Annotated in this window: 11 protein-coding genes, 1 pseudogene and 1 CRISPR repeat array (1 of these 13 cut by a window edge); of the genes and pseudogenes, 7 read left to right on the plus strand and 5 right to left on the minus strand. The window is 35.8% G+C overall.

Features of this window, described 5'->3' with window-relative positions:
- The first annotated feature begins 52 nt into the window (after positions 1-52).
- The 6 genes from I580_RS00880 to I580_RS00905 all read left to right on the plus strand — a co-directional run bounded on the left by I580_RS00880 (position 53) and on the right by I580_RS00905 (position 8,671).
- Positions 53-1,321 (plus strand): MFS transporter, encoded by a 1,269-nt coding sequence (locus tag I580_RS00880; protein WP_010773207.1) that lies wholly within the window; start codon positions 53-55, stop codon positions 1,319-1,321.
- A 49-nt stretch (positions 1,322-1,370) separates the two neighbouring features.
- Positions 1,371-2,594, plus strand: coding sequence for a dicarboxylate/amino acid:cation symporter (locus tag I580_RS00885; RefSeq protein ID WP_051091079.1), 1,224 nt, complete (start codon positions 1,371-1,373; stop codon positions 2,592-2,594).
- Positions 2,595-2,771: 177 nt separating this feature from the next.
- Positions 2,772-4,232, plus strand: a complete 1,461-nt coding sequence (gene allW / locus I580_RS00890; RefSeq protein ID WP_010773205.1) for an allantoin permease — start codon at positions 2,772-2,774, stop codon at positions 4,230-4,232.
- A gap of 123 nt (positions 4,233-4,355) precedes the next feature.
- Positions 4,356-5,723 carry an allantoinase AllB gene (gene allB, locus I580_RS00895; RefSeq protein ID WP_010773204.1) on the plus strand — a complete coding sequence of 456 codons (1,368 nt, stop codon included), beginning with the start codon at positions 4,356-4,358 and terminating at the stop codon, positions 5,721-5,723.
- Between the two features lie 132 nt (positions 5,724-5,855).
- Positions 5,856-7,094, plus strand: coding sequence for an MFS transporter (locus I580_RS00900; protein ID WP_010773203.1), 1,239 nt, complete (start codon positions 5,856-5,858; stop codon positions 7,092-7,094).
- A 245-nt stretch (positions 7,095-7,339) separates the two neighbouring features.
- Positions 7,340-8,671 (plus strand): hypothetical protein, encoded by a 1,332-nt coding sequence (locus tag I580_RS00905; RefSeq protein ID WP_010773202.1) that lies wholly within the window; start codon positions 7,340-7,342, stop codon positions 8,669-8,671.
- 213 nt (positions 8,672-8,884) lie between these two features.
- On the opposite strand, the pseudogene I580_RS17355 reads toward I580_RS00905, so the two are convergent.
- The 5 genes and pseudogenes from I580_RS17355 to I580_RS00925 form a co-directional block, all read right to left on the minus strand.
- Positions 8,885-9,007 (minus strand): annotated as a pseudogene (locus I580_RS17355) (DUF3788 family protein); the annotation flags it as partial.
- Between the two features lie 70 nt (positions 9,008-9,077).
- Positions 9,078-9,824 carry an SDR family NAD(P)-dependent oxidoreductase gene (locus I580_RS00910; RefSeq protein WP_034860487.1) on the minus strand — a complete coding sequence of 249 codons (747 nt, stop codon included), beginning with the start codon at positions 9,822-9,824 and terminating at the stop codon, positions 9,078-9,080.
- A gap of 238 nt (positions 9,825-10,062) precedes the next feature.
- Positions 10,063-11,976 carry a PTS fructose transporter subunit IIABC gene (locus I580_RS00915; protein WP_010773200.1) on the minus strand — a complete coding sequence of 638 codons (1,914 nt, stop codon included), beginning with the start codon at positions 11,974-11,976 and terminating at the stop codon, positions 10,063-10,065.
- A gap of 248 nt (positions 11,977-12,224) precedes the next feature.
- A complete protein-coding gene (gene pfkB, locus I580_RS00920; RefSeq protein WP_010773199.1) occupies positions 12,225-13,139 on the minus strand; it encodes a 1-phosphofructokinase in 915 nt (304 codons plus the stop codon).
- A complete protein-coding gene (locus tag I580_RS00925) occupies positions 13,136-13,888 on the minus strand; it encodes a DeoR/GlpR family DNA-binding transcription regulator (RefSeq protein ID WP_010773198.1) in 753 nt (250 codons plus the stop codon). The genes pfkB and I580_RS00925 overlap by 4 nt, the downstream gene beginning before the upstream one ends.
- Positions 13,889-14,073: 185 nt before the next feature.
- Between I580_RS00925 and I580_RS00930 the strand changes: the two genes are divergently transcribed.
- Positions 14,074-15,561: an alpha-amylase gene (locus I580_RS00930; RefSeq protein ID WP_010773197.1), complete on the plus strand. Its 1,488-nt coding sequence runs from the start codon at positions 14,074-14,076 to the stop codon at positions 15,559-15,561.
- A 276-nt stretch (positions 15,562-15,837) separates the two neighbouring features.
- Positions 15,838-16,104: direct repeats of the CRISPR family, unit length 33 nt; unit sequence GTCTCACTCTTTATTGAGTGAGTGGATTGAAAT; it runs 1,256 nt beyond the window's last position.

A 16,104-nucleotide genomic window follows, 5' to 3' on the forward strand; every position in this document is an offset into this window, starting at 1 on the left:
ACAAAGATTTTACTTATCAAATTTATAAAAAATAACATATGGAGGAAAAGACATGGATACAAAAAGTAAGGGTTCAGGAATGGATTATTGGAAAAAAATTGTTATTTTGTTATGTGCTGGTTGGGTAACAATCTGGGTATATCGTTCAGCGTTATCACCTGCATATCCGCAGATTAATGCGTCTCTTGGCGGAAATATCACTGATACAGCATTGGGATTTATTTCTACTTGTTATTTCTTTGGCTACGTAGCAATGCAGATTCCAGCAGGATTTTTGGTAGATAAGATTGGGAAGAAAAAAGTCTTGATTCCAGGCTTTATTGTGTTTGGATTAGCTGCTTTATTGATTTCTCAAGCAACAAATATTCAAATGATTTATATTGGTAGTGTTTTAGCAGGTTTAGGTTGCGGTTCTTTCTATGGATCAGCGTATTCTTTAACTTCTCAAAACATTCCTAAAGAAAAAAGAAGTTTTTCTACTGCTATTGTAAACAGTGGTTCAGCAGTTGGTTCAGGATTAGGGTTGATTTTATCTAGTTTCTTAGTTGTACAATTACAATTCCCTTGGCAAACAATGATGTATATCACAGTGGCCTTGATTGTTGTAATGCTGATAGCGTTTATTGCAATTATTCGTAATAATAAAGAAGATGCTGAATTTTTAGCACAATCTGAAGCAGCAGAAGCTGCTAAAATTACAGAAGAAGCACCTGTTGTTGAAAAAGAACATGTGTCAATCAAAAAATTATTTTCACCAAAAATGCTATTTGCTTATATTTTATACTTTGCTACTTGTTATGGTTATTATATGACGGTTACATGGTTGCCAAACTTTTTAGGAACTGAAAGAGGATTTGAAGGAGCTGCTATTGGATTTTCTGCATCATTGGTGGCCTTTGCTTCAATTCCAGGAGCATTGTTCTTTAGCCGTTTAGCTGATAAATATATGCATAAAAAAGTACAGTTTATTGTAATTTTAGAACTTTTAGCTGCAGCGATGTTATTGTTTACAGTGCAAGCTACTAATTCAACATTTTTATTGATTAGTTTGATTATGTACGGTTTCTTAGGAAAACTTGCAGTAGAGCCAATTATTATTTCATGGCTTGGTGAAAATGCACCTAAAGTAGGGATTGGTACGACACTTGGTGTATTCAACTTTTTCGGAATGATGTCGTCTGTTATTGCACCAACATTAACTGGTTCAATTTCTGATGCGACTGGATCAAAAGTAATGGGCTTTTATATTTCTGTTATATTATTAGTTGTAGGAACGATTCTATTTTTACTAGCTAATCTAAATAAAAAGAAAAGTGCGTAAGTTAAACAAAGAGTAAGTTATCAGTTGGTATCTTAAAGTGAGGAAGCCAATCATGAAAAAAATTCGCAACGTAAGTATGACAAATCAGGTAATGATTGCCACAGTATTCGGAGTTGTGGTAGGAATCATCTTCCAAGAAAAAGTGGAATCACTCAAAGTCATAGGAGATTTATTTCTGCGTTTGATTCAAATGTCTGTAGTCGTTTTGATTATGGGCGCGGTGATCGAAGCTGTCGGCAGCTTAGCAGCAAAAGAGCTTGGAAAAATTGGTTTGAAAGTATTTATATGGTTTATGGGATCAACAATCTTGGCTGCTGTTATAGGTGTTTTGTTTGGACTGCTGATACAACCAGGTAAAGGTATAAAGGTCAATGGCTTTGAGGCTGAAAATATTAAAGCGAGTACACAAAGTTTACAAGAGATCATCGTTGATTTTGTTCCGAAAAATATTATCGAAGCAATGGCCCAAGCGAATATGATACAAGTGATTATCTTTTCATTATTATTTGGTTTAGCTCTGAGTTTGATTAAGGATAAAGATAAAAATGCCATTTTACTGGATGTTGTTTCAGCTTTTAATAATGTGATTTTGAAAATGGTGACATTGATCATGAAAGTTGCCCCAATCGGTATTTTTTGTTTGATTGCTCCAGTTATTGGAACTACTGGCATTGGTGTGTTGATTACATTAATGAAATTTTTATTGACACTTGGGATCAGTGCATTCTTATTTTTGATTGTTTGGTTACTGATAACAGCATTATACTGTAAGGTCAGTGTGAAAAAACTAGCACAAAATATGTGGAGAATGTCAGTTGTTGCATTTACAACAACCTCCTCAGCGATTACGTTACCGATACAAATCGAAGATGGTCGAGATAAATTAGGAATCAGCGATCGTATTTCAAAATTAGTTATGCCTTTAGGGATGACATTAAACAGTAATGGTTTAGCGATGTTTTTATCACTGGCCATCGTAACGTTTGCTCAATTTTATAATATTCAAATGGGCATAGGAGAGTTAATAAAAGCCGTATTATTATCAACCTTAGCTTGCTTGGGAACTGTCGTTGTTCCTGGTGGAGGCTTGGTCGCCCTTGCGACGGTGATGCCTATGTTAGGTTTACCAACAGAAAGCATTGCGCTTTTGGCAGGAATTGACTGGTTTTCTGGTATGTTTCGAACAGTATTAAATGTTGATGCTGATACAACGGTAGCGTTGATTATTGCTGCGGATGAGAACGAGCTAGATTATGATGTATTTAATATGTAGCTAAGATAGTAGATAAAATGAAATACACCCTTGAAAATTGGATTTATTAGCTGATTTTCAAGGGTTATTTTACACTCATTGTCTTTTTAGCCAATAGACAGTTATGAGTTGTTTCTGGTTATATTTTGAATTAAAATCAATTTATATATATGTAAGCGCTTAAAAGGAGGCGAAATAATGGAAAACCAAGATTATCAAATAACAGAAGAAGAGCTTCAACGTTTTCGAGAACGTGGCTATAATGAAGATCTTCTTCCAAAATCGTTATCGAAGAGAATGATGGGTAAGCTGAATTATTTTACTTTATGGATGGGATCGGTTCATAATATTCCAAATTATACAGCGGTAGGAGGATTTTTATTTCTAGGACTTTCTCCAATCAATATTATGCTGGCTTTGGTAATCAGTGCATTAGCTGTTGCTTTGTTTATGACATTTAACGGTCGAGCAGGATCAAAATACGGCATTCCTTTTGCTATTCATTTACGTTCAACCTATGGAGATATCGGAGCAAAGTTGCCAGGATTTCTTAGAGGATGTGTGGCTGCGATTGCTTGGTTTGGCTTACAGAATTATACTGGTTCATTAGCTTTGCTGATTTTGATTGGTAAAATTTGGCCAGGATTTTTAACGCTTGGAGGAGATACGATGATCTTGGGGATTTCGATTCCTGGATTGATCGCGTTCACGTTATTTTGGCTTGTAAATATGCTGATCGGGTTTGGTGGAGGAAAGATTCTTAATAAGTTTACAGCAATCTTAAGTCCGATGATTTATATTGTTTTCGGTGGCATGGCAATTTGGGCGATCGGTGCAGCTGGTGGATTGGGGCCTATTTTATCGTATGATGTTGCGGGTGCAGCCCATAACCTATCACCAGTCTTTGTTTATTTTATGATTATTAACTCTGTGTTGGCAGTTTGGGCGGCACCTGGAGCTAGTGTTTCAGATTTTACTCAGAATGCAAAATCAACAAAAGATCAGATGATTGGGCAAACAGCTAGTTTTTTAGTTGGGTATGGGATATTTGCTTTTTCTAGTGTAGTGATTCTAATCGGTGGTTCGATTCGCTATGGAATTCAAGAGTGGAATATACTAAATATCGTTGATCGTTGGGATAATTCATTTGCAATTATTGTCGCAATGCTCGTATTCTTATTAACGACGGTTTCAACAAATGCGACAGGAAACATTATTCCAGCTGCTTACCAGTTATGTGCATTATTTCCTAAGAAAATCGACTATAAAAAGGGTGTCTTGCTTGCAAGTGTAATTAGTTTTCTAATTATGCCTTGGAAATTAATGGAAAATGCAGCGAGTATTTTTATTTTCTTAAATACGATCGGTGCAGTTTTAGGACCTGTTGCTGGAACAATGATTGCCAATTACTATTTTGTTCAGAAACAAAAGATTGATTTGAATCAGTTATACATGGATCCAAAGGTGGACAATAGCCAAAACATTTATAAAGGTTTGAATAAACCAGCGTATATTGCAACTATTGTGGCACTAGTCATTTGTTTAAGTGGTAATTTTATTCCTGCCTTAAAAATGATTTCAGACATTTCTTGGATTTCTGGATTTGTGTCGGCATTTATTTTATATTTAGTATTAAGAAAACTTTTTGATAAAAAATAATAAGCTTTGCGGGTTATTCTCTCCGAAAAAAGATGAAATCTGTCTGTGTCTAGAATGTTGCACATTATTTTTTATTTGGAATTAGAAGAATCCACTATGCTTTAAAATTTAGGAGGAAAGCAAATGAAACATGATTTAATAATCAAAAATGGTTTAGTGATTCTGGAGTCGGGAGAAGTTGAAACCGATGTTGCGGTGAAAAATGGTTTGATTGTAGCGATTGGAAGTGATCTTGGTGAAGCTGACAAAGTTATTGATGCAAAAGGCTTAGTCGTTAGTCCTGGAATGGTAGATGCTCATGTGCACATTACCGATCCAGGTGGCGGTTATCGTGATCAATGGGAAGGCTACATCACTGGAACTGCTTCATGTGCTAAAGGTGGTGTTACCTCATTTATGGAGATGCCTTTAAATCAAGTACCTGCGACAGTTGATGGTAAATCCTTGGAAATTAAATATACTGCTGGAAAAGGAAAATTAAAATCGGATGTTGGATCTTTTGGTGGTTTAGTACCATTCAATCTTACTGGTGGAATTCAAGAGTTAAATGATGGTGGCGTTGCGGCGTATAAATGTTTTATGGCGACTTGTGGTGATCGTAGCATCGATGGCGATTTTATGAATGTTGACGACTACTCACTTTATGAAGGGATGAAACAAGTTGCTAAAACTGGTAAAGTTCTGGCAATTCATGCAGAAAATGCTGCAATTACAGATAAATTAGGTGAAATTGCCTATAAAAATGGTGAAACAACGTTAAAAGCTTATGTTGCTAGTCGTCCTGTCTTTACAGAAGTTGAGCCAATTCGTAGAGCGATTCTATTTGCGAAAGAAACTGGCTGCCGTATTCATATTTGTCATATTGCTTGCCCAGAAGGTGTAGAGGAAGTAACCAAAGCAAGAAGAGCTGGTATAGATGTAACGTGTGAAACATGTACACATTATCTGTATTTTGATACGGATGAATTAGATGCGATTGGACCTGTAGTGAAATGTTCTCCGCCAATTCGTGACAAAGAAAATCAAAATGGTATGTGGAAAAAGATCTTGTCTGGAGAAATTGATTTTGTAACGTCTGATCATTCACCATGTACGCCTGATTTAAAAGACAAAGAAAATGCTTTTGAAGCGTGGGGAGGGATTTCTGGTGTTCAAAACAATGTAGATGTCCTTTTTGATGAAGGCGTTCAAAAAAGGGGAATGTCATTAAAACAATTTGCAGACATCATTGCTACCAATCCAGCCGATCGCTATGATTTAAATCAAAAAGGTCGAATCAGTATTGGGAAAGATGCTGATTTTGTATTGATTAAACCGAACGCACCATATACGTTAAAAGCAGAAGATTTGGAATACCGAAATAAAATCAGTCCTTATATTGGGCGTGAAATTGGTGCTCAAGTTGTACAAACCGTTCTAAGAGGTCACGTAATCTATGCAAAAGAATCAGGGGTTTCAACTGATTTTGTTGGTACATTTATCAAGAAATAAATAAATTAATAGAGTAGCTGGAAGATCAGACATAAAAATAATTATTTTTATTGTCTGATCTTTCTCGTATTTGGGATAGAAATAACTAAGCAAATGAGTTTAGTAGTTTAACCTGAAAAAGGAGAAAAGAATATGGATGAACTTAAAGGTAGAAATAGACAAACTCCTTATTGGAAGCAAATTATCTATATATTAACGATTGGCTGGATCGTTATTTGGATTTATCGCACAGTCTTAACCCCTATTTATCCAATTATTAGTGAATATTTCGGAGGTGCATCAGATGCGCAGTTAGGTCATATATCAAGTTTTTATTTTTTAGGTTATGTTTGTATGCAAATTCCGTCAGGCATATTAGTAGATAAAGTAGGTAAAAAGCAAATTTTGATTCCTGGTTTTCTATTGTTTGGCTTTGGTGCACTGATTGTTGGTTTGGCGCAAAATATTGGGATAGTATTTATCGGAAGTGTTATAGCTGGCTTAGGATGTGGTACTTATTATGGCGTAGCTTATTCATTAACTGCACAATATGTGCCTATCTCTAAAAGAAGTTTATCAACTGCGATCGTGAACAGTGGGACCGCTATTGGGAGCGGACTCGGGCTGATTTCTTCTAGCTATTTAGTTGGAACTGGAAAAGTACCATGGCAAGCGTTGATTTTCGCAACGATCCTGTTGATTATAATCGCTGTAGGCCTATTTTTACGCTATATTCGTTTTGAAAAAACAGGCAGGGTAGTAAATGTGAATAAAAATTTTGAAGGAAAAAAACAAGTGTCACTTAGTTCCTTGTTCAAACCTCGAATGATTTCAGCTTATATCTTATATTTTTCAACTTTATACACCTATTATTTGATCGATACATGGCTACCCAATTTTTTAGAAACAGAAAAAGGCTTTTCAGGAACTTCAGTAGGGCTAGCTTCATCGCTGGTATTTTTTACTGCAATACCAGGTGCGTTGATTTTTAGTCGTCTTGCAGATCGTATTCCAAAGAAAAAAATACAATTAATTATCCTGCTTGAACTGTTAGCTGCTAGTGTTTTGTTTGTAACGGTAGTTACAACGAACCAAACGATTTTAGTGATCGGTATTATGTCCTATGGTTTTTTTGGGAAGTTGGCTGTTGAACCGATCATCATTTCTTGGTTAGGGGAATCAGCACCTAAGGGAAGTGTTGCAACGATGTATGGAGTGTTTAATTTTTTCGGAATGTCTGCTTCAGTGATTGTTCCATCGTTAACTGGTAAAATTTCTGATCTTACTGGGTCAAAACTTTATGCGTTTTATTTAGCAATTATGATCATTGGTATCGGAACCCTTTTGTTTTATGTGATCAACCGAATAGTTGATAGTAAAAGTAAGGAGTAAATGAATATCGATAAATAAAAAGACACTTTATTTCTCTCAACGTTTTTCTGATTTGAAAGAAATAAAGTGTTTTTAAGTTTGATTGAAATCGTCATTTTTCTAGTATTTTTAGTAAAATATATTTTTTTAAGGTCTTTTTTCTTATAATAACTCAAAAAACGACCGCTTTTATGATTTCATAAGTATATTAGATGAAGTCTCTCTTTTTTTTCGTTATACTTAGTTTAAGGAATGAGGTGGAGCAAATGAAAAAAACAAAGAAAATCTATATGGTGACGGCTCGAGCGGGTCTTTCTTTAAAAGAGTTGAAACAAGATGTTTTTGATTGGGTAAGTTTTTTACGTATCGTTGCAATACCTGAAAGCTATCGCTTTGGTGATGAAGAAGTGCGTGCGTTTGACTTACAAATAATCACACATCAAATTCAGCAATTGACTGAAAAAGAAAATTTATGGATCAAAGTAAACGCTCAAGACGGCGAATTTCAGCTCCATGTCTCAAAATTAACACTTCATGAACGAACAATTTTGGATGGTGCTGTCTTTTTAGCCAATCAAGCCATGATCGAAAACTATTGCGATACTCGAATGGTTAAAAATGGTGTGTACGGTTATATTCGCTCATTCGATGAATATTTGTATAATAATGTTGAAATTATTGGAAAAAGAACTTTCGAATCAAGCGACGAAATTAAACAATTACCTAAACGTTATGATCGTGAAAAAACAGTGATTGTTGATTGCAATCAACTGGCAGGGTATGATATTTACTTTAAAGGGTTATGTTTGACTTCTTGTTGGAAGATGTATTATTCAAGTTTATATACTCAAGTTATACCTAAATCGATTTTCATGGAAGTACAGCAAGTTCAAGCGGTTGAGGAACTGAGGAATCAAGTGGTCAAAATAACATTATTTAGTAATCCGTTCAATTGGGATGTTCCTGTCAATCAAAAATATCAGCGTTTATTTAGAGATCAGATGGGATATGATCAATTAGCTTGGAATAATGGAACTGGTGTATTAAGACCACCTTTTATTGAGTATGCCTTTGTCGAAGAAGTTATTCAAACGGTACAATACCAAAATAGTTACTATCAACCAGTTGAAAAGAAAAATGCTACATATTTTGTGACAAGAAGTTACGATAAGATTCGGCAAAAATATGTTGTGAACCGTACAAAAGGGATTTTAAATGCACAAGCTTATTTTCCTTGGATCGATGAGAAGAGTCGCAAGATGATGAATTATCGTGTGCTAGATCCAAAGATGGCGATTGATGACGGTCTTTCAGCTTATGAATTTTATATACGTCAGTTTTTAGAAATCGAAGTGTTGGATGAAAAATATGATGAATTTGTCTCTGTTCTGCGTTTTTACTTACCGAAGGAAGCAATACAACAGCTCCCTCTAGAAGCTTTATGGGACAAACTTTTCGATGTAAATATCAGCAATCTAAAACAAAAGGAATCCTCTACGCGATTTGATCTGGAAAAAGCCAAAAATCATTTACGGGTCGTTTTTTTAGATTCTAGCTATTTGGAGACGATCAATCAGACGATCGATATTAGTGAATAGATAAAGTGAAGGGCATGAGAATAGTTTTCGAGTGGCATTAATCTGGTTGGGACAAAAGAGTTTAGTGCTGAAAAATAAGCAACTACTGTTCTATAGCAACCTCTGCTTATTTGATAGGACTGAAATAGAGAGTGTACATTACTTTTTACACTGTTATTCAGATTTTAAGGGTGAGTGGGACATAACTCTTCGAGTCATATCCCACTCACGTGAAATCATGATAAATGGTGGGAGTAGAAGAAATTTTTTTGGAAATAAGCTGAAATTCACGAAAATTTGAAGAGCAATTTTCGTGAATTTCAGCTTATTTCTCAGGATTAAACACTTCTGTTCCATCCTCCTGTTTGACAAGTTTTGAATTGATATCGTTTACCAACAGTGACAAAACTAAATCGCGCTATTTTGATTACAAAGCAACTCTATCTCCATTGATTACTAGCTCAGCCCCAGTAACAAAACTGGCTTCATCACATGCTAAATAGATGATTCCATTAGCGATATCTTCTGATTTTCCTATATAAGGAAATTGGATATTTTTCTTATAGCAAGGACTTATTTTGGGAAATGTTGTCTCTATCAAAGGTGTCTCGATCGTGCCTGGACAAATTGAATTTATGCGAATATTATGTTCGGCATATTCAAATGCAATATCAAGTGAAAGCGAACGGAGGACATCTTTTGCTGCAACATACGGATTGTTGTCAGCAAGACCGACTAATCCTTGGATAGATGAAACGTTTATGATCGAACCACTACCATTTTCTATCATAAAAGGAATTACTTCTTTTAAACCATATGTAAGACTATTTAAGTCGATTTCTTGAATTTTTTTCCAGTCTTGTACGTTTAGGTCCAAAATCATTTTGGGTGAAGAGATGCCCGTATTATTAACTAAAATATCGATTTTTCCATATTTTTTAATCGTTTCAGCGATCACATTCTTCCAGCTAAGGATAGAACATATATCGTGCTTAAAAGCAGTTGCAATACCGCCTGCTTGGATAATAGCTGAAACAAGAGCTGTCATTTTATCCACACGTTTACCTGTACATACAACAATAGCTCCTTCTTTAGCAGCTAATTTAGCTGTTGCAGTGCCAATACTGCTTTGTCCATCTGTGATTAACATTACTTTACCTGATAATCTATTCATAATAAAAAAACCGCTATAATGAGTCCTCATTATAGTTATCCTTTCTAAGTATTCTAAAAAAACGATCATCTTGCTAGTGAAAAAATTTAAGGTGTAAAGAATGCGCATTTCTTATATACAAGTTTAATATAGATTTTTTTTTAAAGCGAATGATATCAATCCAAAACAGCATTTTTATCAAAAAATCCCCTCAAGCAACTGAGAATAAGTCTCTGTACTTGAGAGGCAACAATCATGATTATTGTGGAACTGGTTTTTTCACAATACCTAAAACAAGGGCAGACACAACTGCACCAATCGCGATAAATACTAAATATAAAAGTGGGTGACTTAATAGTAGTGCTACAAAGATACCACCATGAGGAGCTAACAAACGAATTCCAAATCCGCCAACTAGTCCACCAGCTAATGCTGAGCCGACGACAAAACTTGGGATAGTCCGCAAAGGATCGGCAGCAGCAAAAGGAATTGCTCCTTCGGTAACGAACGACAAGCCCATTACTAAGTTTGTTAGACCCGCATCTTTTTGATCTTTTGTAAATTTATTTTTAAAAAGCAATGTTGCGATAAAAATAGCTAAAGGAGGAACCATACCACCAGCCATGACAGAAGCCATGATGATACTGCCGCCTTCTGTAACTGTTGCAGCAATCGAAGCTGTACCAAACACATAAGCAGCTTTGTTGATCGGACCGCCTAAGTCGATAGCCATCATACCGCCAAGTAAAGCACCTAATAGTGCCGCATTTGTACCATCTAAACCTAATAAGAAGCTATTTAAACCATCATTGATGACTTTCATCGGAATATTGATTAAAAGCATTAACCCGCCAGTGATTAATAAACCAAAGACTGGATAAAAAAGAATTGTTTTAATTCCGTCTAGTGACTTTGGCAATCCTTTGAAAATTTTCTTCAAGAAAATAATGACATAACCTGCTAGGAAACCACCAACTAAAGCACCTAAGAAACCTGCTCCTCCAGTATTGGCTAAAGCACCTGCTGCAAAACCAGCAACCAGTCCTGGTCGATCAGCAATACTTGATGCAATAAATCCAGCTAAAACAGGTAACATAAATCCAAAAGCTGCACCGCCGATTTGATTAAACCAAGAAGCAGCTTCATTATAATTACCAAGCATGCTTAGTTGATCTTGGGGAACCCCAATAAATTGGTCGATCATAAATGAAAGAGCAATTGCAATTCCGCCGCCAATAACAAATGGCAACATGTGGGATACACCGTTCATTAAATCTTTATAAATTCTTGATCCAACAGAACCTTCTGCAGAGCCATCGTCCTCACTAGAATCAGATTCAGAACTATGAAAAATAGGAGCAGAACCGTTTGTCGCAATTGTAATCAGTTCTTCAGTTTTACGAATGCCGTCACTGACTGGCCGATTGACAAGTTCTTTCCCATCAAAACGATTCATTTCTACTTTTTTATCAGCTGCAACGATTACCCCATCAGCTCGAGCAATGTCTTCTGCAGTCAAACGATTTTTGATTCCTTCAGAACCGTTTGTTTCTACTTTTATTTCAACGCCCATTTCTTTCGCTTTTTTCTTCAAAGCATCCTCGGCCATGTAAGTATGAGCGATTCCAGTTGGACAAGCAGTAACGGCTACAACAAATTTACGATCTGCATTCGCTGTGGTTTCACTTGCCGTTTCTTGCTGTTCTTCCACTTTTTTTGCTTCTTCGGCAGATTGAAACAAGTTTTGCACAGCTTCAGGTGTTTTCGTTTCTTTTAATTGTGCAACAAAATCTGGATCGATCAATAATCGTGATAAAGCGGCTAATGCTTGAAGATGTGTATCATTAGCGCCTTCTGGAGCTGCAATCATAAAGAATAAATAAGTTGGCTGCCCATCTAGAGCTTCGTAATCGACCCCTTTATTGCTTTTTGCAAATAGAACTGTTGCTTCTTTAACAGCACTATTTTTTGCATGGGGCATAGCGATTCCATCACCAAGACCAGTTGAAGTTTGTGCTTCGCGTGCTAAAATTCCCTCTTTATAGAGTTCAATATCAGAAATTCGACCACCGTCGTACATTTTTTGCACCATTTCATCGATTGCGCCTTTTTTATCAGTCGCTTGCAAATCCATGATCATCACGTCTTTGACTAATAAGTCTTTGATGTTCATTGTTTTTCCTCCTAATTTTAAAAGCAAAGCGGAGTAGTCAAGTGTTGACAGGAAAAGAGAAAAAAATAGTTGAGATGATCTTTACAGCAGTTATTTTTTCTTTTCCCTGAAAGACTAGCTCGCATCGCTAGGTATGATAGAGTAACAATATTCTACTTTGCTACACTTTGTAGTAATGGAAATCATTGTATTTCTTAACATATTTATTTTTTCTGAAAAGTTAGCAAGTAGAGCTAGAAAATATAGAATTACCTAATTTTTTCAATTATGACTTCATCAATCAGCTCATTGATCAGATCAGCAGAGGCCAAATCATCTGAAAATGCAGTAGCACTTCCACAGGCAACTCCCCATTTGAATGCGTCGATAGGATCGTTCTTTTTAGCAAATGTTCCTACAAAACCTGCGATCATGGAATCACCTGCGCCAACAGAATTTTTTAAAGGTCGTTTCAATACATTTGAGCGATAAATCCCCTCTTTGGTAAATAATAAGGCACCATCTCCAGCCATTGAAATAATCACATGTTGAGCACCATCAGCTAATAAACGCTCTCCAAATGGTAAAATATCTTCCATTGTTTGAAAATCAACATCAAACAGCTCAGCTAATTCATGATTATTAGGCTTGATCAATAGAGGTTTTTGAGGTAACGCATTGAGTAAATCTTTACCCGTTGTATCAATGATAAATTCGGCATTTTTATCTTTAATGATTTGAATTAATTCTTCATAAAAACCTTCACGGAGTGTTGCTGGTGTACTACCAGATAAAACCACACTATCGCCAGCACTAATCATGCTCAGCGTTTGTTTTAGCTCTTGCATTTCTTCATTACTAACTGCAGGACCTAAGCCGTTGATTTCTGTTTCCGTTTCCGATTTTAGTTTGATATTGATCCGTGTATCTTCACTAACTGACGTAAAGTTTGTTGCAATTTTTTCTTTAGCCAACCAATCGGAAATAAACGTACCTGTAAAACCACCTAAAAAGCCAAGCGCAGTAGATTCTGCTTGGATTCGTTTTAAAATGCGAGAAACGTTGATCCCTTTTCCACCAGGTAATTTTAAGTCGTTGGTCATTCTGTTCAAGTCACCTAATTTTAGCTCTTCAACATGTACAATATAGTCTATTGAAGGATTTAGAGTTACTGTGTAGATCATTGCATTGCCTCCTTGATGGTTGTTTTTTTCTGAAATTGTTCTAATACCTCAGGTGAACAATGGTTTGTAAGAAGTATTACCTTATCAAGATCAGTTACTTTTGTGAAGGTTACTTTGTTTAATTTAGTTTGATCAATCAGAATATATGCTTCTTCCGTTTGTTCAATTGCTAAGCGTTTTAAGGCAGCTTCCTCAGGATCAGGTGTTGTTAAACCAAATTCAAGGTGAGCGCCATTCATTCCCATAAAGGCCTTATTGAAGCGAAAATGACTAAGTTGTTCCATACCAGCTGCTCCTATGATTGCTTTTGTAGAAAGTTTTAGAGATCCGCCAAGAATAATAGTCTTGATGTTCAGGTCACCAAGTTTTGCAGCATGATGAACTGAATTCGTAACAACAGTGATATTCTTATCAACTAAAAAAGGTAGCATTTCTAACGTGGTAGAGCCTGCATCTAGGTAAATAACATCGCCTTCATGAACAAATGTAGCTGCTAATAAAGCGATTTTTTGTTTTTCTTGCGTGTTTTTGGTTGATTTTTCAGACATGTCTTGTTCAAAGCCTAAATTTAATATTTGTTTTGCCCCACCATGAACACGTTCTAATAATCCGGCATTCTCAAGTTCCTGTAAATCACGTCGGATTGTTGATTCTGAAGCGTTTAGAAGTGCAGATAATTCATGTGATTTAACAACTGTTTGTTGATCTAATAAACGTAAAATTGCTTGATGTCTTTCTTCTGTAAGCATTTTCACCCCTCTTTTCACTGATTATAATAGCATATTCAAATGAATGATGCAATGCAAAACGATCAAAAACGATCAAAAATGTTTATAAACGGTCATTGAATCTGCCTGATCTTTAGAATTCTATCATTTGACAAAGATGTTTATACTTTGGCTTAATGAAGATAGGGAAAATCGGAGGGATAAGTATGAATAATCGTACAATATTACAAGGGTTTGAGTGGTATTTGCCAGCAGATGGCAAACATTGGCAACGAGTGAGTGAACTAGCAGAAAAATTACATGAATTAGGAATTGATAGTGTATGGCTTCCGCCAGCTTACAAAGGTGCTAATGGCATAGAGGATGTTGGCTATGCTCCTTATGATTTGTATGATTTAGGCGAGTTTTATCAAAAAGGAACGGTTGCAACAAAATATGGGACTAAGGAAGAATATTTAGCGTGTATCAAAGCATTGAAAAAAGCAGGGATGGATGTTTTTGGAGATATTGTTTTTGATCATTTTATGGGAGCGGATGAAGAAGAAACTGTATCTGCAATAAAATACCGCCCTGATAATCGGACGGTTGCCGTAAGTGGTGAAGAAGAGATTTCTGCTTGGACGAAATTTACTTTTCCAGGAAGAAATCGTCAATACAATGACTATATTTGGACGTGGAAAAATTTTTCTGGTGTGGATTATGATGACCGAAAGAAAGATCATGGTATTTTCAATTTTAGTGGAAAAGGCTGGGAACAAGAAGTTGACAATGAAAATGGTAACTATGATTATTTGATGGGGTGTAATTTAGATATGGAATACCCTGAAACAGTTCAACAGTTAAACAAATGGGGGCAGTGGTACCAAAGTTTGACTGATGTTGATGGTTATCGTTTAGATGCGGTTAAACATATTCAATTTAATTATTTTGTAGAGTGGTTGTTAAATAGAAGAAAAGAAAAAGGGAGAGAGTTATTTGTAGTTGGAGAGTATTGGAATGGCAATATTGAAAAATTAACGAGCTATATCGATAGCTCCGGAACGTTGATTTCTTTATTCGATGTTCCCTTACATTATCGATTTTACGAGGCGGCTAAGTCTGATGGTCGGTTTGACATGCGGTACATCTTCGAAGGAACATTGGCAAAAGAACGTCCAGAATGGGCAGTGACATTTGTTGATAATCATGATACCCAAAAAGGCCAAAGTTTAGAATCATGGGTTGATGGATGGTTCAAAGTTCATGCTTATACATTGATTTTATTACGAAAAGCAGGAACACCAGTTGTTTTTTGGGGAGATCTATTTGGAATTCCTTCGCAAAATGTAGATCCTGTAGGAAAAGATTTAGAGTTATTGTTAAAAATTAGAGAAAAATTGGCTTATGGTAATGAAATGGATTATTTGGATGATCCAAGTGTGATTGGCTGGGTAAGGACAGGTACTTTTGACCGTGAAAAGTCGGGTTATGCTGTTATTATGACGAATGCGGAAGCAGGGGAAAAAAATATGACAATCAGTGCAGTTCATGCTGGAAAAACATTTGTTGATATTTTAGGAAATAATCCAACAAAAGTGGTTTTAGATGAAACTGGAGGGGGAACATTTCCAGTGAATGGTGGAGGAGTCTCGGTGTATGTAAATGAAGAGATTGTGGAAAAATTAAATCGAGGACTTATGGATGAACGAGCTTAAAAATAAGGACTTTGTTGATTATTTGTTAGTAAGGTATCACTTAAATTAGTACGTGACTTTTGCAGAATAAGTATTTATACTAAATGTAATGGATTAAATGTTGAAAGAGATAATTTTGGTGCGACCCATAAGTGCACATGAAAATACTGAGGGATCCGCACCAAATTTAAGGGAAAATAAGGATGAAAACAGCTCTTTTTCTCATTGATTTCACATTTTACAGAATTATAGTGTGGAAAATCGACGAAATAGTAATGTTTTTGTTGCTTTTTCACGGTCTCACTCTTTATTGAGTGAGTGGATTGAAATTTGAAGAACTTGTTCAGGTAGTTCCTGAATCGAGTCTCACTCTTTATTGAGTGAGTGGATTGAAATATTTAAATCTAAAGCTACTGTTACCACTAGTGCAAACGTCTCACTCTTTATTGAGTGAGTGGATTGAAATATGATGATAATTACGCAAGTTTTCAAGTTGGAGAAGTCTCACTCTTTATTGAGTGAGTGGATTGAAATAATAATAATCAATTAACATTTTTTAATGAT

It is taken from the genome of Enterococcus caccae ATCC BAA-1240, assembly GCF_000407145.1.
Classification (GTDB): domain Bacteria; phylum Bacillota; class Bacilli; order Lactobacillales; family Enterococcaceae; genus Enterococcus_L; species Enterococcus_L caccae.

Excerpts from the sequence above, each read along its gene's own strand:
- I580_RS00880 (WP_010773207.1), top strand. The coding sequence starts at position 53 with ATGGATACAAAAAGTAAGGGTTCAGGAATGGATTATTGGAAAAAAATT.
- allW (WP_010773205.1), top strand. The coding sequence starts at position 2,772 with ATGGAAAACCAAGATTATCAAATAACAGAAGAAGAGCTTCAACGTTTT.
- allB (WP_010773204.1), top strand. The coding sequence starts at position 4,356 with ATGAAACATGATTTAATAATCAAAAATGGTTTAGTGATTCTGGAGTCG.
- I580_RS00900 (WP_010773203.1), top strand. The coding sequence starts at position 5,856 with ATGGATGAACTTAAAGGTAGAAATAGACAAACTCCTTATTGGAAGCAA.
- I580_RS00905 (WP_010773202.1), top strand. The coding sequence starts at position 7,340 with ATGAAAAAAACAAAGAAAATCTATATGGTGACGGCTCGAGCGGGTCTT.
- I580_RS00910 (WP_034860487.1), bottom strand. The coding sequence starts at position 9,824 with ATGAATAGATTATCAGGTAAAGTAATGTTAATCACAGATGGACAAAGC.
- I580_RS00915 (WP_010773200.1), bottom strand. The coding sequence starts at position 11,976 with ATGAACATCAAAGACTTATTAGTCAAAGACGTGATGATCATGGATTTG.
- pfkB (WP_010773199.1), bottom strand. The coding sequence starts at position 13,139 with ATGATCTACACAGTAACTCTAAATCCTTCAATAGACTATATTGTACAT.
- I580_RS00925 (WP_010773198.1), bottom strand. The coding sequence starts at position 13,888 with ATGCTTACAGAAGAAAGACATCAAGCAATTTTACGTTTATTAGATCAA.
- I580_RS00930 (WP_010773197.1), top strand. The coding sequence starts at position 14,074 with ATGAATAATCGTACAATATTACAAGGGTTTGAGTGGTATTTGCCAGCA.